The following is a 14,527-nucleotide window of genomic DNA, read 5'->3' as shown; positions in this document are numbered from 1 at the left end:
TGCCGGCAATCCACGGCAGGCGCGAGCGGCGCAGCAGGGCAAAGACGACGGCCAGCGGCATCCCCAGCAGCGTCACGCTGGCAAAGATGAAGATGGTCAGCGACAGCCCGCCCCAGTTCTGCTCGGTGATTTCCGTCAACCCCAAGACACCGCCACGCATCAGCACGTAGAAGGTCACGAAACCTGTCACCCAGAGCGGCGCCAGCCGCCGCGCGCTCCAGAACCAGGGCACGCAGGACAGGACCCCGGTGACGACGATCACCGCACAGGCCAGCGCCGAACGCCACTGCTCCTCGAACGGGTAGAGCCCGAAGAAGATCAGCCGCCAGCGCGCGTCGATCACCGCCCAGCAGGCGCCCTCGGCGCCATGGCCGCAGGCCTCGCGGTTCTCGGCGCTCCAGACCGCGTCGAGCACGCCCCAGTTCAGCAGCGACCACAGCACCCAGACCACCAGGGCGCCAAAGCCGAGGGTGACGAGGGTATCCAGTCGGGTCGAGAAATAATCGCTGCGCAGCGCGCCCAGGCGGGTCTGTCTTGGCAAGGTGGCCTCCATCGCTCAGGTCCTCAGCTGCGTGCCCCTGAGCCGGATCGCGTCGTTCACGCGATTGAGCCCCCAGGCCATGGAATAGTTGATGACAAGGAATCCGCCCATCAGGATGGCAATCAGTTCGAGCGTCTGGCCCGACTGGTTGATCGAGGTCGAGATCACCATGAAGAAGTCCACGAAACCGACGGCAATGCCGATGGTGGTGGATTTGAACAGCCAGACGTACTGGTTGATCAGCATCGGCATCACCGCGCGGATCGCCAGCGGCAGGCGGATGCGGGTAAAGGTCTGCCAGGTGCTCAGGCCCAGCGCATGGCCGGCCTCGCTCTGGCCGCGGCCGACGGCGTTGAACCCGGCGCGGACGATCTCGCCGATATAGGCGCCGCCATAGACCGAGATCGCGATGATGCAGGTCAGAAGCTCTGGCGAGACGCGGATGCCGTCGCGGAAATTCAGGCCCTTGAGGTAGGGCAGGTTCAGCAGCGGCGTCTCGGGAATGCGGCCGAGCCACATCAGCCCCACCGCCAGCGCCGCCCAGCCCAGCCACAGCCCGCGGGTCAGCGTGGCCTTGCGATGCGGCGCCATGCGGGCGAACCGCCGCGCCGATCTCAGCCAGAGCCAGAGCCCGAGGGTCACCGCCAGCGCGATCACCGCCAGAAACACCGACAGCCCGCTGACGTTGAGGCCCGGCAGATAGACGCCCCGCCCGCTGAGAAACGCCACCCCGCCCAGATCGAGCGCATCGCGCGGCCGCGGCAGGGTGGTCAGCACCGCGTACCAGAAGAACGCCTGCAAGAGCAGCGGCAGGTTGCGGAAGATCTCGACATAGACGGTGCCGATCAGCTCGGCCATCTTGTTGCCGGACACCCGCATGATGCCGATGGCGATGCCGATCACCGTCGCCAGCACCAGCGAGATCGCGCCCAGAAACAGCGAGTTCAACAGCCCCACGAGGATCACCCGCGCATAGGTGTCGGTGGTGTCGAAGGGGATCAGCGAAAAGCTGACGCCCCAGCCGGTCGAGCGTTCGAGAAAGCCGAACCCCGAGGTCATCCCCTGCGCATCGAGGTTGGTCTTTGCGGTCAGCGAGAAGGTGGCGATCAGCAGCAGCAGCGCGCCGATAAAGCCCACCTGCCAGGCCCGGTCGCGAAAGGATTTCTGCCTGAGAAGCGAGATCATGGAGCGGCTCCGTTGTCGCGGGAAGGTCCGGCGCCCGGTCATGCCCGGGCGCCGGCGCGGATCAGTCGACCATCAGCGGGTAGAACAGGCCGCCATTGGTGTAGAGGTTGTTCATCGCCCGCGGCAGCGCATAGGGCTCGCCGATGTTGCGGTCGTAGATCTCGGCGTAGTTGCCGACTTCCTTGATCAGGTTGTAGGCCCAGTCATCCGACAGCCCCAACCGTTCGCCATAGCCCGGCGTGACGCCGAGGAACTTGCCGATCTGCTCAGACGGCGGGTTGGCGCGGATCTCGTCGACATTCGCGCTGGTGATGTCATGCACCTCGGCGAACCAGAGCGACGAGAGCATCCAGTTCATCACGTCCAGCCACTTCGGATCGCCCTCGGGCACGATGATGCCTTCCGGCTCGAGCGCGATCACGTCGGGCAGGATCACATGCGCCTCGGGGTTCTCCGAGGTCGCGCGGGCGGCGGCCAGCGGCGGCGCCAGCAGGGTCAGCCCGTCGCAGCGGCCGTTGAAATAGGCGGTGCGCACCTCGTCACCGGATTCGAACACGATGATCTCGGCCTCGATGCCCAGTTTCTCGATATAGGAGGCGAGGAAGCGCTCGGTGGTGGTGCCGGCCGACACGCAGATCGAGCCGCCGTCGAGGTCGGCCAATGTTTCAGCGCCGAGATCGGCATTGGTCATCACGTGGAAGCCGGCGACGAAATAGGGGATGGAATAGGCAAGGTTCAGCTCGGTATCGCGGCTCTGCGACCAGCCCGAGAGCTTGATGATCACGTCGACGTCGCCGGACTGCAACGCCGGCCAGCGCTGCGCCCAGGAGATCGGCACGATGTCGAGCGTGCCTTCGGAGGAGCCGAAGAGCGAAGCCGCGAGGCCGCGGCACAGGTCGATGTCGAGCCCCTTCCAGTTGCCCTCGTCATCCACCTCGGCAAAGCCGAGGTAACTGCCGTTGTGGCCGCTGCACATCAGCTTGCCGCGCTCCTGCACGGTTTCAAGCCGGCTCTGCGCCGAGGCCGCCCCGGCCAGCAGGCCAAGCGCCGCTGCGGCTGTCAGAAGATATTTCATCGAAGGGTCTCCCAGTTGGTTGGTGTTGTGCCGACAATCTGTCGACAAGAATTGACCTGAAGCTAGTCGACAACCAGTCGACACGTCAATAAGCTTGGTCAGGGCCGTCCTCGGTCGGCCCGCGGAATTGCAGGTAACCGGGCGTTTTGCCCAAAAATTGGACGATTATTATGCAAAATGCCGGAAAAATCAGTGATGCCACGTCGGTTCGCAAACGCGGCGGCGGGTCAAGACATGTCCTCGAGGTGCTGCGCGACGAGATCCTCGAACTCCGGCTGGCACCGGGGACCGCGCTGGACGAAACCGCCCTTGCCGCCCGATTCGCCATGTCGCGCTCGCCGGTGCGCGAGGCGCTGATTCGCCTGTCAGCGGTCGGATTGGTGCAGATGCTGCCCAACCGCTCGACCATCGTCGCACCGCTCGACATCGCCACCCTGCCCCGCTTCGTCGAGGCGGTGGATTACCTGCAGCGCGCGACCACGCGACTGGCGGCCCGCCACCGCAGCGAGGCCGACCTCGCGGCGATGACCCAGGCGGCCTGCGACTACGACGCGCTTTGCCCCGGCGGCAAGGCTCTGGCGCTGTCAGAGGCCAACAAGGTGTTCCACATGACCATCGCCCATGCCGGCGGCAACCGCTATCTGGCGCAAAGCTACGAGCGCCTGCTCGACGAAGGGCGCCGCATCCTGCACTTCCACTTCGCCCATGTCCGCAAGAGCGGCTCGGAGTTTCCCCTCAGCCCCGAGCACCACCGCATGGTCGAGGCGATCAAGGCCCGCGACGAGGCCGAGGCCGACCGGCTGGCCCACAACCACACCCGGGTGTTCGAAGACCGCATCCGCGACTTCATGAAAGTCACCTATCTCGAACAACCAGACCTGTCGGGAGACATGGCATGACCCTCACCACCGCCCCGCAACCGCCGGCGCAGACCACCTCGGCCACCGTCGTGGTGCCGGCAGAGGTCGCCGGGCCGATCTTTGTTTGCGACGAAGGCATCAGCTTCTGGGGTGGCGTGCATCCCGAGACCGCCGAGATCATCGACCGGATGCATCCGCAATGCGGCCAGAGCCTTGCCGGCAAGGTCGTGCTCATGCCCACCAGCCGCGGATCGTGTACCGGCAGCGGCGTGCTGCTCGGGCTGACCTTCGCCGGCACCGCCCCCAAGGCGCTCGTCTTTCGCGAGTCCGAGGACATCCTGACCCTCGGCGCGCTGATCGCCGGCACGCTCTTCGACCACCCGGTCGCGGTGCTCCGCCTCGGGGCGGCGGCCTATGACCGGCTGGCGCAACAGAGCCAGGCGCAGATCACCGCGACCGAGCTTTCGGCCGGTCCCCTGTCCCTGCCCCTCGCGCCGCCGACCGCCGCCGCGCTCGAACTTTCCGCCACCGACAGGGCGCTGCTGGAGAGCGCGCAGGGCGCGGCCGCCCGGACCGCGATGCAGATCATCACCACCATGGCCGCGGCCACCGGTGCCACCCGGCTGACCGATGTCTCGCGGGTGCATATCGACGGCTGCATCTATGCCGGCCCCGCCTTTCTCACCTTTGCCCGCGCCATGGCCGACCTCGGAGCGCGGGTGCGCGTGCCGACCACGATGAACGCGATCTCGGTCGATCATGCCAACTGGCGCGCGCAGGGCGTGGCCGAGGACTTCGGCCTGCCCGCCTCGCAACTGGCCGACGCCTATGTCGAGATGGGCGCCCGCCCCTCCTTTACCTGTGCGCCCTACCTGCTCGCGGACCGCCCGGTTCAGGATGAAACCATCGCCTGGGCCGAAAGCAACGCGGTGATCTATGCCAACAGCGTGCTGGGCGCGCGCACGGTGAAACACGCCGATTTCATGGACCTCTGCGTCGCCCTGACCGGCCGCGCCGCCCTCTCCGGGGTCTATCTCGACGAACACCGCGCCCCGCGCCGCATTCTCGAGGTGACGCCGCCGGCCGAGCCCGACGATGCCTTCTGGCCGATGCTGGGCTGGCTGGCTGGTCAGGCCGCGCCAGACCGCATTCCCTTGCTGACCGGGCTCGAGGCCACGCGCCCCTCTGAGGACGACCTGAAAGCGCTCTGCGCCGCCTTCGGCACCACCTCTGCCGCGCCGATGCTGCATGTGGCCGGGATCACGCCCGAGGCCGCGCGGCCGCCCGCGCCGCAGGCCGACCGCGTGCGGATTGCCAAAGCCGACTTTGCCCGCCTCTGGCAGCGCTTCAACCTCGCCGAAGAAAGCGTCGACCTGATTGCCCTCGGCAGCCCGCATTTCTCGGCCGCGGAATGCGCCGCCTTTGCCGATCTCATGGCCGGCGCCCGGGTGCACGAAGACACCACGGCGCTCATCACGCTGGGACGCAACACGCTGGACACGATCGCCGGGAACGGAACGAAAGCCCGGCTCGAGGCGGCCGGCATCCGGCTTGTCCCCGACCTGTGCTGGTGCTCGATCTCGGAGCCGGTGTTTCCGCCGGCGGCGCGGGTCCTGATGACGAACTCGGGCAAATACGCCCATTACGCCCCGTCGCTGTCCAACCGCGCCGTGCGCTTCGGCTCACTCGCGCAATGCGCCGAAGCCGCGCGCACGGGCCGGGCCAGTGCCACCCCGCCGGCCTGGCTGGACGCCGCCCCGGCCTGACCGCAGGCGCAGGATCGCGGCTGTCCCGGCCCCTGCCCGGCCGGATTTACCCACGGGTAAATTGCGGTCGGCGACAGGCGGCCCCTGCCCGCTCAGGTCTCGAGCGCCGCATAGAACGCCGCCACCGCCTCTTCCAGCCGGCGCCGGTCGATGGCGGAAAAGTCACGGTCGTCGCGCAGCTCGAGCCGCCCCTGCGAGGCGCTGCATTTCGCGACGCCCTGCGCCAGCGGCACCTGAAAGGTGGTTTTGGCCTGGCGCGGGCGCGCTGGTTTGGCCGCGGTTTTACCCGTGGGTAAATCCGGCACCGCCGCGAGACAGCCACGCAGGATCTCTGCCTCGCGCTTGGCGTCGCGCCCCGGCTCGGCCCGCAGCGCCAGGCTCACCCGTTGCAGCAACGTCTCGTCGCGGTCCATCGCCCGCTTCAGGTCGACGCCAAGGTTGCGCGGGATCCGCGTGGGATGTTCCAGCAGTTTCTCCAGCCGCAGCAGCAGTTCGGCAAAGGCGCGGATATAGCTGCGCTTCTGGTCGGAGGCGGATTTGAACAGCACCGAGACCGCCTCGGACACGTCGGCGCAGCCGTTCTGCGGGTCCTCGGCATAGCGCCGCGCGAGGCTCGCCATCTCGGCGAATGAGATGTCCTTGCGGATCAGGTTCTCATCCACCATCCGGCGATAGCTGGTGTGCAACGCGCTGTCCGGCGGCACGATGCCCACCGGAATGGTGGCGAATTCCGCCGCGCCGGTCTGCGCGTGGAGCGCGCGAAACGCCAGCAGCCGGCGCATGCCCTGGATCAGCTCGTACCGGCCGTCGCCGCGCGCCTCGACCCGCAGCGGGTTCGACAGGCCGATCTCGCGGATCGAGCAGATCAGCTCGTCGAGTTCCTCGTCCTCACCCGGGGCGCGGTCGCGCATCAGCTTGTCGGTCACCACCGCGTCAAGCGGCACCCGGTCGGTGATCAGCCCCTCGCGTTTCAGCCGCACGAACTCTGTGGCGAGCCGGTCGTTTTCCTCGCGGATGGTCTCTTCCGCCGCCTTGCGGTCGCGCAGCGAATTGGCGTTCTCGTGGATCGCCGAGGCCATCGGCCCGCGGCGCAACGCACGGTCGGGCACCTTGCCGACCTCCATATCGCCCATCTCTGGCACGTCTATGTCGAACACTCTGCGCTTCTTGCTCATTGGTCGGCCTCCATCTGCGCCCAGGCGTCATGCACGGTCTGGCGGAACTCTTCATAGGCGCCATCGAATGTAGAGCGTGCTCTGCGCCAGGTCTCCCTGGTCATCTCCCGGTAATCCATCTCATAGACCGAGTTGAGGAATCGCCCCGATTGCTCGACCGCGCGAGTCATCTCGACCGGGTTCTCGGTGACATGCTCGCCCCAGACCTTGCGAAACGCCTCCTGCATCGCGCGGTGCAGGTCATTGCCGGTCTCGAACCGGGTGAGCAGGAAGCGGATGTCGTAGAACGCCTTGGGCAGGGCGATCTTACCCGTGGGTAAGGTGCCGTCGAAGCCGCCGGAGAGATCCTCGAGCGCCTCTGAGAGCTGGCCGACAAAAGAGGTGGTGCTGTCATATTCCCAGTAGCCGGGGCCGGAGGGGATATAGAGCACATCGGCGGCAAAGACCGCGTTCATCGACTGGTAGCCGATGGCGGGCGGGCAGTCGAACAGGATGATGTCATAGGCGTCATCGGGGATCTGGTCGAGATAGCGCGACACCGCGGCAAAGAACGACCATTCGGGGTTCAGGTGGCGGTACTGCGCGCTGGCGAATTCGACAAAGGCGGCATTGGCGCAGGAAGGCACGGCGTCGATCGTCGGCCATGAGGTGGTCTTGATGAAATCGCCGATGCGCAGGTCGCCGAGGCCCAGTTCGGTGATCGAGGCGGGCAGGTGGCGGTGGGGCAGGGCGGCCCCGGATTCGGCACCCACGGGGCCGGCGTTCATCCGCTCGGTCTCGCGGATCAGGTCGCGCGCCATGATGCCCCAGACGGTGTGCTCCTCCGACACGTCGGTCAGCCCGAGGGAGTGGCTGAGGGTGGCCTGCGGGTCGAAGTCGACCACCAGCACGCGGTAGCCGTCAAGCGCGGCGGCATGGGCGAAATGCAGCGCCACGGTGGACTTGCCGGCGCCGCCCTTGAAGTTGGCCACCGCGGCGCGCACCGCGCGCTGGCCGGCGGGACGGCGCGGCATCAGGCTGCGCTTGTTGATCTTGAGCCGGCGGCGCAGCTCGTTGATCTCTTCGAGCGAGAACCAGCGCTGGCGGCCTTCCTGCTCGACCTCGCCCGAGGGCAGCGAGGGATCGGCGGCCAGCTTGCCGCGAAAGGTGGACTGGTTGATGCGGAAGATCAGCTCGGCCACCTCCCAGCTGGAGAACCGCCGCAGCGTCTTTTCGAGCCCGGGAGAAAAGGTCTGCTGCCGGATCCAGCCCTGCAGCTTCAGGGACCGGGTCTGAAGAACGCTGAGGTCTTCGTGGGTAAACATGCTGTGCCTCGCAGGACGGTTTTCATCGCTTTTTTCCCATTTACGCTTAAATTGCGTTTAGGGCAAAACCTAATATCATCAGCTGGCAGGGCAGGGCGGTCTTACCCGTGGGTAAGGAACCAAGGCGCTGCGCCGCGCCACAGCGATTCGGGGCCGGCACCGGGGACCGGCGGCCGATCCTTGACGGGCCCGCCAGATATAGGGGGACACCGCGAGGGCCCCTCCCACCGTTAGGGGGACATTTGCAGCCTATAGGGGGACAGACAGGATGTCCCCCATCACCTTACTCTTCACCGGATTCTATTTTATAGGGGAAGACGGCCCGGCGGATTTCGCGGCCGGACCGGCAGCTGCTTGACAGAATCGCTTTGTTGGACGCAAATTGGCGGCAAGCTCGGAAAAGCGTTGGCAGGCGCTCTCAAAGACGGGCAGGACCGCCGGGACACCCGGCAGCGAGGCGGAGCAGGTCATGCAGGTGGCGAAACCGGCCGGGCGCAATGCCTCGGCCCTGAAATACGACATACTCTCGGCTCTGGGCGTCTCGGCGCTCTCGGGCGACAAGCACCGTCAACGGCTGGTGATGCGGCTGATGGTGCTGATCACCACCCGCTACAATTGGCAGCACAACGAGCTTTCGATCGGCCGGGCCGAGATCGCCCGGCTGTGGTCGGTCGACGAACGCACGGTCAAGCGCGAGATGGCCAAGCTGCGCAGCGCCGGCTGGCTCGAGGTCAAGCGCGCCGGGGCCAAGGGGCGGGTGACGGTCTATGCGCTGAACCTCGACGGGCTGCTGGGCGACACCCGTGCCAGCTGGGACACCATCGGCAGCGATTTTACCGCCCGGATGCAGGAGCGTCACGGCGGGGCCGGTCAGAGCGGGGCAGGGGAGGCGGCGGCAACGGTCGATCCCAAGGTGATCCCGTTCCAGCCGCGGGGGCAGGCGGGGCCGGCCGAAGGGCTCTGGGGCACCGTGCTGGCGCAGCTGCGCCGCGAGGCGCCGGCGCTGGCCAGCGCCTGGTTCGGGCAGCTGTCGGAGATGTCACGGGAGGGCGGCCGGGTGCAGCTGGCGGCGCCGTCGCGCTTTGTGGCGGATTACGTCAGCACCCATTTCCTGCCGCAGCTGCTGACCACCTATGCCGGGATCGACCCCGCAGTGCGCCGGGTCGAGGTGCTGGCGGCGGAGTGAGCCGCGGCGGTTGGACCACTATTTATTTACCGACATCGTCACAGTGTGAGCCCTGTGGAGGCCCGCATTTCGCCGGAAATGCGGGCGTCTTGCGAGCGCTCGGACGGGGGGCGGCGCAAAATTGGTCTGGACAATTTCGCATCCTTTGGTATTGGTTGGGCCAATAAGCCTATAATAACCGAGCGATCCTATCTGGGAGGAGATCAAGATGCGGAGTATTACGAAATTTGCGGCGGTTCTGGGGGTTGGCGTCGCGGCGCTGGCCCTTCCGGTTGGACCAATCGGGGCGCAGCAGGCCGCGGCACAGGACTTCCCGTCCAAACCGATCGAGGTCATCGTGCCGTTCAAGCCGGGCGGTCGGACCGATGTGGTGGCGCGGCTGATCGGCGAGAAGATCAAGGAAGAGGGGCTGCTGGGGCAGCCGATGGCGGTGGTCAATGCCGATGGCGGCGCCGGGGCCAATGCGGTCAACCGGATGCGGCGCGGCGATGACGACGGCCATACCATACTCCACTGGCACCATCAGGCGCTGATCGCCATGGCGATGGGCTTGGGCGATTTCAGTCTCGAGGACTTCAAGTCGATCGGCTACACCGGCGGCGGCAGCCCGGTCTGGGTGGTGCGCAGCGACAGCGACTTCGACACCTTCGAGGATCTGGTCGCGCATCTGAAGGAAAACCCGCGCAGCCTGGTCGAAGCGGTGGGCATCGGCACCATCCCGCATTTCGTCGGCGGCATGCTGGCCAACGAAGCCGGGTTCGAGACCCGCTATGTGACCGCAAACTCCGGGGCTGACCGGCTGCGGCTGCTGCTGGGCGGCAATGCCGACATTGCGCTGTTTGCGGCCTCGGAATACCTCGCTCAGGGCGACGGCCTGAAACCGCTGATCTACTTCGGCCGCGAACGTCTGCCCGATCTGCCGGATGTGCCGACGGCGACCGAACTGGGCTATGACGTGAGCTGGGCCAATCCGAACTGGTGGCTGGCCCCGGCCTCGACCCCGGATGAGACCGTGGCGGCGCTTGGCGCGGCGCTGAAACAGGCGGCGGCCGATCCCGAGATCGTCGAGTACTTCCGCAACAACACGCTCGAGCCCTACTGGACGCCCGGAGACGAGGCGATGGCCGATGCCGAAAAGCAGCTTGAAGCGCTGAAGGCCGTGGCCGCCACCATCAACTGAGCCCACGCCGGCGGGTCGGGGTCCGATCCGCCGGCGCATCACCCGGGAGGGGCCGCACATGCGCGATGCCAGACGCCAGACCATCGCAGACATCATCCTTGCCCTGCTGGTGAGCGCCGGGGCGGGGCTTTTGTTCATCGGCGCGGCCGAGTTGCCGCCACCGCGGTTCGAGCCGCTGGGCTCGGCGGCGCTGCCACGCATCCTTGGCGCGCTGCTGATCTTCTTTGCCGTGCTGCTGGTGATCCGCGGCCTGCTGCGCCTGCGCGCCGGTCACGTCACGGAAGTCGCCCGCTCGGACGCCGACCCCCGGCGTGGCGCGCTGGTCTTCGTGGCGCTGGTGGCCTATGTGGCGGCGCTGGATTTCGGGCGGCTGCCCTTCGTGCCGGTGACCACCGTCTTTGTCATCGCCACCGGGCTGGCGATCGGCGCCCGCACCTGGGCCAATGTCGCGGTCTTTGCCGGCGTCGGTCTGGGGCTCTCGCTGGCGATCTCGACCATCCTTGAACGCTTTCTCTATATCACGATCGGCTGACTGATGCTTGACGCCTTCACCGCGCTTTTCGAATGGCAGAACCTGTTGTTCCTGACCATCGGCACCGGCCTTGGCATCGTCGTGGGGGCCATTCCGGGCCTCACCGCCTCGATGCTGATCGCGCTGACCCTGCCGCTGACCTTTCACATGGACCCGGTCAGCGCGGTGACCCTGCTGATCGGCGAATATGTCGGCGGCATCTCTGGCGGGCTGATCACCGCGATCCTGCTGCGGATGCCGGGCACCCCGGCCTCGATCGTCACCACCTTTGACGGCTACCCGATGGCACAGAAGGGCCTGGCCGAGCGCGCGCTGGCGCTTGGCATCATGGCCTCGGTGGTGGGCGGCATCATCTCCTGGGGGTTTCTGGCGGGCATGTCGCCGGCGCTGGCGCGGTTTGCGCTGCAGTTCGGTCCGTGGGAATATTTCACCCTGGTGCTGATGGCGCTGGTGATGCTGGCGGTGCTGTCTCAGGGCTCGATGATCAAGGGGCTGATGGCGGCGGCGCTGGGGATGGCCTTTGCCCTGCCGGGGATCGACAGTTCGATCGGGCAGGCGCGGCTGACCTTCGGCTCGAGCGCCATGCTCTCGGGCTTTGGCCTGCTGCCGGTGCTGATCGGCGCCTTCGCGATCAGCCAGATCCTGCGCGACGCCGCCACCCCGCAGGCCAGCGGCAAGATGGACATGCCCACCGCGCGGCTGCCGATCTATCGCAGCGACATCCGCTATGCGGGCAAGCTGATCCGCGGCTCGGTCATCGGCACCTGGATCGGCCTGCTGCCCGGCATCGGGGCCAATATTGCGGCGCTGGTGTCCTATTCCACCGAAAAGCAGCTCTCGAAGGAGCCGGAGAAATTCGGCACCGGCCATGAGCCCGGAGTCGTGGCCGCCGAGAGCGCCAACAATGCCTCGATCGGCGGCGCGCTCATCCCGCTGATCACCATGGGCATCCCCGGCTCGGTGACCGAGGCAATCCTGATCGGCGCGCTGACCATCCACAACCTGCAACCCGGCCCGCTGCTGTTCCAGAGCGCGCCAGAGATCGCCTATGGCATCATCGCCGCCTATCTGGTGGCCAATGTGCTGATGCTGATGCTGATGTGGGGCGCGGTGCGCTATATCGCCCGCATCGTGCAGCTGCCGCGCTCTGGGCTGATGGCGGTGATCCTGGTGTTCTGCGTCACCGGCTCCTACGCGGTGAACTCGAGCTTTGTCGATGTCTGGGTGATGATCGGTTTCGGTCTGGTGGGTCTCGGGCTGGAGTATTGCCGGGTGCCGCTTGGCCCCTTCGTCATCGGCTTCGTGCTGTCGCCCATCGCCGAAGAGCAGCTGCGCGCTTCGCTGATGATGTCGGATGGCAACCTGATGGAGATCACCTCGCGGCCCTATGCGCTGGTGTTTCTGGCGCTGGCGCTGGCCACCGTGCTCTGGCCCTATATTGCTGCGCGCCTGGGCGCGCGGGCGCGCGCCGGACATGCAAAGGATGCGACATGAATTTCCTCAACCTGCCCACCGGCAGCCGCCGCTACCTTGAAATCGCCCGTCAGCTGGCAAGGGATATCGAAGGCGGCACCTATGCCACCGGCGAACGGTTGCCGCCTGAGCGCGAACTGGCGCAGACCCTCGATGTCAGCCGCACCACCGTGCGAGAGGCGCTGCTGGCGCTGGAGATCATGCAGATGATCGAGATCCGCGTGGGCTCCGGCGTCTTTGTCCGCGACATCTCGGCCCGCGGCGCCGCGCCGATCTACGAGCCTGATGCCTCGCCGCCCTCGGCGGTTCTGGCGGCCCGGCGGTTGATCGAGGGCGAGACCGCGGCGCTGGCGGCCGCCAACGCCACGCCGGAGCAGGTGGCGCTGATGGGGCAGTGCAACGCCGATCTCGAGGCCAGCATCGACGATATCGCCGGCTTTGACGCCGCCGACGCGCGGTTTCACGACCTGATCGCCCAGGCCGCCGGCAACGACGTGCTGGGCAGCATGGTCGGCCACCTCTGGCGGATGCGCGAAAGCGAGATGTGGGCCTTCTGGTACGACCAGACCCGCCACCCCGACCACCGTCGCCGCTCGGCCGAGGATCACCGGGTGATCCTGCGCGCCATCGAGCGCGGCCTGCCCGACGTCGCCCGCACCGCGATGCAAAGCCATCTCGACGTGCTGGCCGACCGTTTCTACACCCTCAAGCTCGAAGGCCCGAAATGACCGCACAGAAGCCCGACATCGTCTTCATCATCACCGATCAGCAGCGCTATGACACCATCGCCGCGCTGGGTGCGTCGCATATGGACACGCCCAATATCGACCGGCTGGTGACCACCGGCGTCAGCTTCGAGCAGTGCCATGTCACCGCGCCCTCCTGCGTGCCCTGCCGCGCCTCGCTCTTTACCGGCTATTACCCGCATACCAACGGCGTGCTGGCCAATGGCCAGCCCTGGAGCAGGACCTGGGTCTCCGATCTGGCGCGCGCCGGCTATCACTGCGTGAATATCGGCAAGATGCACACCATCCCCTATGACGCCAAGGCCGGGTTCCACGAGCGCTATGTGGTGGAAAACAAGGACCGTTACATGGAGGGCCGCTGGTTCTTTGACGAATGGGACAAGGCGCTGGCGTCGCACGGGCTGAAGAAACAACAGCGCGAGCTCTATCGCCAGCGCCCCGACTACAAGGACCGGCTCGGCGCCTTTACATGGGATCTGCCGCCGGCGCTGCAATCTGACAATTTCATCGGCGACACCACCTGCTGGTGGCTCGAGACCAAGCCGGTGGAGAAGCCGCTGTTTCTCACCGTGGGCTTTCCGGGGCCGCATCCGCCCTATGACCCGACGCCCGAGATGGCCGAGAAATACATGGCGCGCGACGTGCCGCTGCCGGAGGTCTCTGACGAGGAGCTGGCGGCGCTGGCCGGCCCCTGGATCGAGAAGCGGGCGCATGACGTCGAGGTCGATCACGACAGCGTGGCCTGGAAGCTGAAGCCCACGACCGAAGAGCTGAAGCGGATGCGGGCCTATTACTATGCCAACATGGAGATGATCGACACCCAGGTCGGCCGCATCCTCGACGCTCTGGAGGCGCGCGGCAATCTCGACAACACCATCGTGATCTTCACATCGGATCATGGCGACAACCTCGGCGATCACGGGCTGAGCCAGAAATGGGCGCCCTACGATCAGGTCACCCGCGTGCCGATGATCATCTCGGCGCCGGGGCGGTTCGAGGGCGGGCGGCAGGTGTCGGAGATGGTGCAGCTCTTTGATCTGGGGCCGACGATTCTGGAATGGGCCGGGGTGACGCCCGATGCCAGCTTCGAGGCCGAGAGCCTGAACCCGGCGCTTGAGGGCCAGACGTTCACCGGCCGCAGCCATGTGTTCTGCGAACAGGCGGGCGATGTGAACATGACCGGCGCGAGCTACCTGACCATGGTGCGCTCTCGGACCCACAAGCTGGTGCATTTCCGCGGCTCGGGCGAGGGGCAGCTGTTTGACCTGATGGCCGATCCGGGCGAGCGGGTGAACCTCTGGGACGATCCCGGGCAGGCGGCGGTGAAGCAGGCGCTGCTGAACGACCTGCTCGAGTTCCACGTCGAAAGCGCGGTGCGCACCCGCAACGCCCGCCATCTGATCGTCTCGCCGCCGGGCGAAGCGGCGCTGCAATGATCTGACGCGGGGCCGGGCGACTTGACGCGCGGCCGTCGGCGGGCATGCTGGCGGATGCAGAACAGGAG

General features: G+C 66.8%; 12 protein-coding genes and 1 pseudogene. 8 read left to right on the top strand and 5 right to left on the bottom strand.

Translation table 11 applies throughout. The features are described 5' to 3' along the window. The 3 genes and pseudogenes from VOI27_RS21920 to VOI27_RS21910 form a co-directional block, all read right to left on the bottom strand. Nucleotides 1–553, bottom strand: a pseudogene (locus VOI27_RS21920) (amino acid ABC transporter permease); the annotation flags it as partial. A 3-nt stretch (nucleotides 554–556) separates the two neighbouring features. After that, nucleotides 557–1,726, bottom strand: a complete 1,170-nt coding sequence (locus VOI27_RS21915) for an ABC transporter permease subunit (RefSeq protein ID WP_323768583.1) — start codon at nucleotides 1,724–1,726, stop codon at nucleotides 557–559. A 61-nt stretch (nucleotides 1,727–1,787) separates the two neighbouring features. Next, the gene (locus VOI27_RS21910) at nucleotides 1,788–2,801 is read right to left on the bottom strand and encodes a transporter substrate-binding domain-containing protein (protein WP_323768581.1); all 1,014 of its coding nucleotides are present in this window, start codon (nucleotides 2,799–2,801) and stop codon (nucleotides 1,788–1,790) included. A 170-nt stretch (nucleotides 2,802–2,971) separates the two neighbouring features. Between VOI27_RS21910 and VOI27_RS21905 the strand changes: the two genes are divergently transcribed. Continuing rightward, nucleotides 2,972–3,700 (top strand): GntR family transcriptional regulator, encoded by a 729-nt coding sequence (locus VOI27_RS21905; protein WP_323768579.1) that lies wholly within the window; start codon nucleotides 2,972–2,974, stop codon nucleotides 3,698–3,700. Then, nucleotides 3,697–5,427, top strand: a complete 1,731-nt coding sequence (locus VOI27_RS21900; RefSeq protein ID WP_323768577.1) for an aconitase X — start codon at nucleotides 3,697–3,699, stop codon at nucleotides 5,425–5,427. Before VOI27_RS21905 ends, VOI27_RS21900 begins: the two co-directional genes overlap by 4 nt. Nucleotides 5,428–5,519: 92 nt before the next feature. Here VOI27_RS21900 and VOI27_RS21895 read toward each other — a convergent pair whose 3' ends face one another. Beyond that, nucleotides 5,520–6,602: a ParB/RepB/Spo0J family partition protein gene (locus VOI27_RS21895; RefSeq protein WP_323768575.1), complete on the bottom strand. Its 1,083-nt coding sequence runs from the start codon at nucleotides 6,600–6,602 to the stop codon at nucleotides 5,520–5,522. Beyond that, nucleotides 6,599–7,906 carry an AAA family ATPase gene (locus tag VOI27_RS21890; RefSeq protein WP_323768573.1) on the bottom strand — a complete coding sequence of 436 codons (1,308 nt, stop codon included), beginning with the start codon at nucleotides 7,904–7,906 and terminating at the stop codon, nucleotides 6,599–6,601. Before VOI27_RS21890 ends, VOI27_RS21895 begins: the two co-directional genes overlap by 4 nt. Before the next feature lie 469 nt (nucleotides 7,907–8,375). Here VOI27_RS21890 and VOI27_RS21885 point away from each other — a divergent pair, with 469 nt between their 5' ends. The 6 genes from VOI27_RS21885 to VOI27_RS21860 all read left to right on the top strand — a co-directional run bounded on the left by VOI27_RS21885 (nucleotide 8,376) and on the right by VOI27_RS21860 (nucleotide 14,459). Then, nucleotides 8,376–9,092: a DnaA N-terminal domain-containing protein gene (locus tag VOI27_RS21885; RefSeq protein WP_323768571.1), complete on the top strand. Its 717-nt coding sequence runs from the start codon at nucleotides 8,376–8,378 to the stop codon at nucleotides 9,090–9,092. A gap of 208 nt (nucleotides 9,093–9,300) precedes the next feature. Beyond that, the gene (locus VOI27_RS21880; protein WP_323768569.1) at nucleotides 9,301–10,272 is read left to right on the top strand and encodes a tripartite tricarboxylate transporter substrate binding protein; all 972 of its coding nucleotides are present in this window, start codon (nucleotides 9,301–9,303) and stop codon (nucleotides 10,270–10,272) included. 58 nt (nucleotides 10,273–10,330) lie between these two features. Further along, nucleotides 10,331–10,804, top strand: a complete 474-nt coding sequence (locus tag VOI27_RS21875; protein ID WP_323768567.1) for a tripartite tricarboxylate transporter TctB family protein — start codon at nucleotides 10,331–10,333, stop codon at nucleotides 10,802–10,804. A gap of 3 nt (nucleotides 10,805–10,807) precedes the next feature. Further along, nucleotides 10,808–12,298: a tripartite tricarboxylate transporter permease gene (locus tag VOI27_RS21870; RefSeq protein WP_323768565.1), complete on the top strand. Its 1,491-nt coding sequence runs from the start codon at nucleotides 10,808–10,810 to the stop codon at nucleotides 12,296–12,298. After that, complete coding sequence (locus VOI27_RS21865; protein ID WP_323768563.1) at nucleotides 12,295–13,005, top strand: FadR/GntR family transcriptional regulator; 711 nt, start codon at nucleotides 12,295–12,297, stop codon at nucleotides 13,003–13,005. The genes VOI27_RS21870 and VOI27_RS21865 overlap by 4 nt, the downstream gene beginning before the upstream one ends. Beyond that, nucleotides 13,002–14,459 (top strand): sulfatase, encoded by a 1,458-nt coding sequence (locus VOI27_RS21860; RefSeq protein ID WP_323768561.1) that lies wholly within the window; start codon nucleotides 13,002–13,004, stop codon nucleotides 14,457–14,459. Before VOI27_RS21865 ends, VOI27_RS21860 begins: the two co-directional genes overlap by 4 nt. Nucleotides 14,460–14,527: the final 68 nt, after the last annotated feature.

The sequence above is a fragment of the Marinovum sp. genome (assembly GCF_034669705.1).
GTDB lineage: Bacteria > Pseudomonadota > Alphaproteobacteria > Rhodobacterales > Rhodobacteraceae > Marinovum.
The sequence above is the reverse complement of the archived record's forward strand: the minus strand, read 5'-3'. Positions and strand labels throughout refer to the sequence as shown.

Coding starts and splice junctions, on each gene's coding strand:
- VOI27_RS21870 (WP_323768565.1), top strand. CDS start 10,808: ATGCTTGACGCCTTCACCGCGCTTTTCGAATGGCAGAACCTGTTGTTC.
- VOI27_RS21880 (WP_323768569.1), top strand. CDS start 9,301: ATGCGGAGTATTACGAAATTTGCGGCGGTTCTGGGGGTTGGCGTCGCG.
- VOI27_RS21890 (WP_323768573.1), bottom strand. CDS start 7,906: ATGTTTACCCACGAAGACCTCAGCGTTCTTCAGACCCGGTCCCTGAAG.
- VOI27_RS21910 (WP_323768581.1), bottom strand. CDS start 2,801: ATGAAATATCTTCTGACAGCCGCAGCGGCGCTTGGCCTGCTGGCCGGG.
- VOI27_RS21905 (WP_323768579.1), top strand. CDS start 2,972: ATGCAAAATGCCGGAAAAATCAGTGATGCCACGTCGGTTCGCAAACGC.
- VOI27_RS21865 (WP_323768563.1), top strand. CDS start 12,295: ATGAATTTCCTCAACCTGCCCACCGGCAGCCGCCGCTACCTTGAAATC.
- VOI27_RS21875 (WP_323768567.1), top strand. CDS start 10,331: ATGCGCGATGCCAGACGCCAGACCATCGCAGACATCATCCTTGCCCTG.
- VOI27_RS21900 (WP_323768577.1), top strand. CDS start 3,697: ATGACCCTCACCACCGCCCCGCAACCGCCGGCGCAGACCACCTCGGCC.
- VOI27_RS21895 (WP_323768575.1), bottom strand. CDS start 6,602: ATGAGCAAGAAGCGCAGAGTGTTCGACATAGACGTGCCAGAGATGGGC.
- VOI27_RS21885 (WP_323768571.1), top strand. CDS start 8,376: ATGCAGGTGGCGAAACCGGCCGGGCGCAATGCCTCGGCCCTGAAATAC.
- VOI27_RS21860 (WP_323768561.1), top strand. CDS start 13,002: ATGACCGCACAGAAGCCCGACATCGTCTTCATCATCACCGATCAGCAG.
- VOI27_RS21915 (WP_323768583.1), bottom strand. CDS start 1,726: ATGATCTCGCTTCTCAGGCAGAAATCCTTTCGCGACCGGGCCTGGCAG.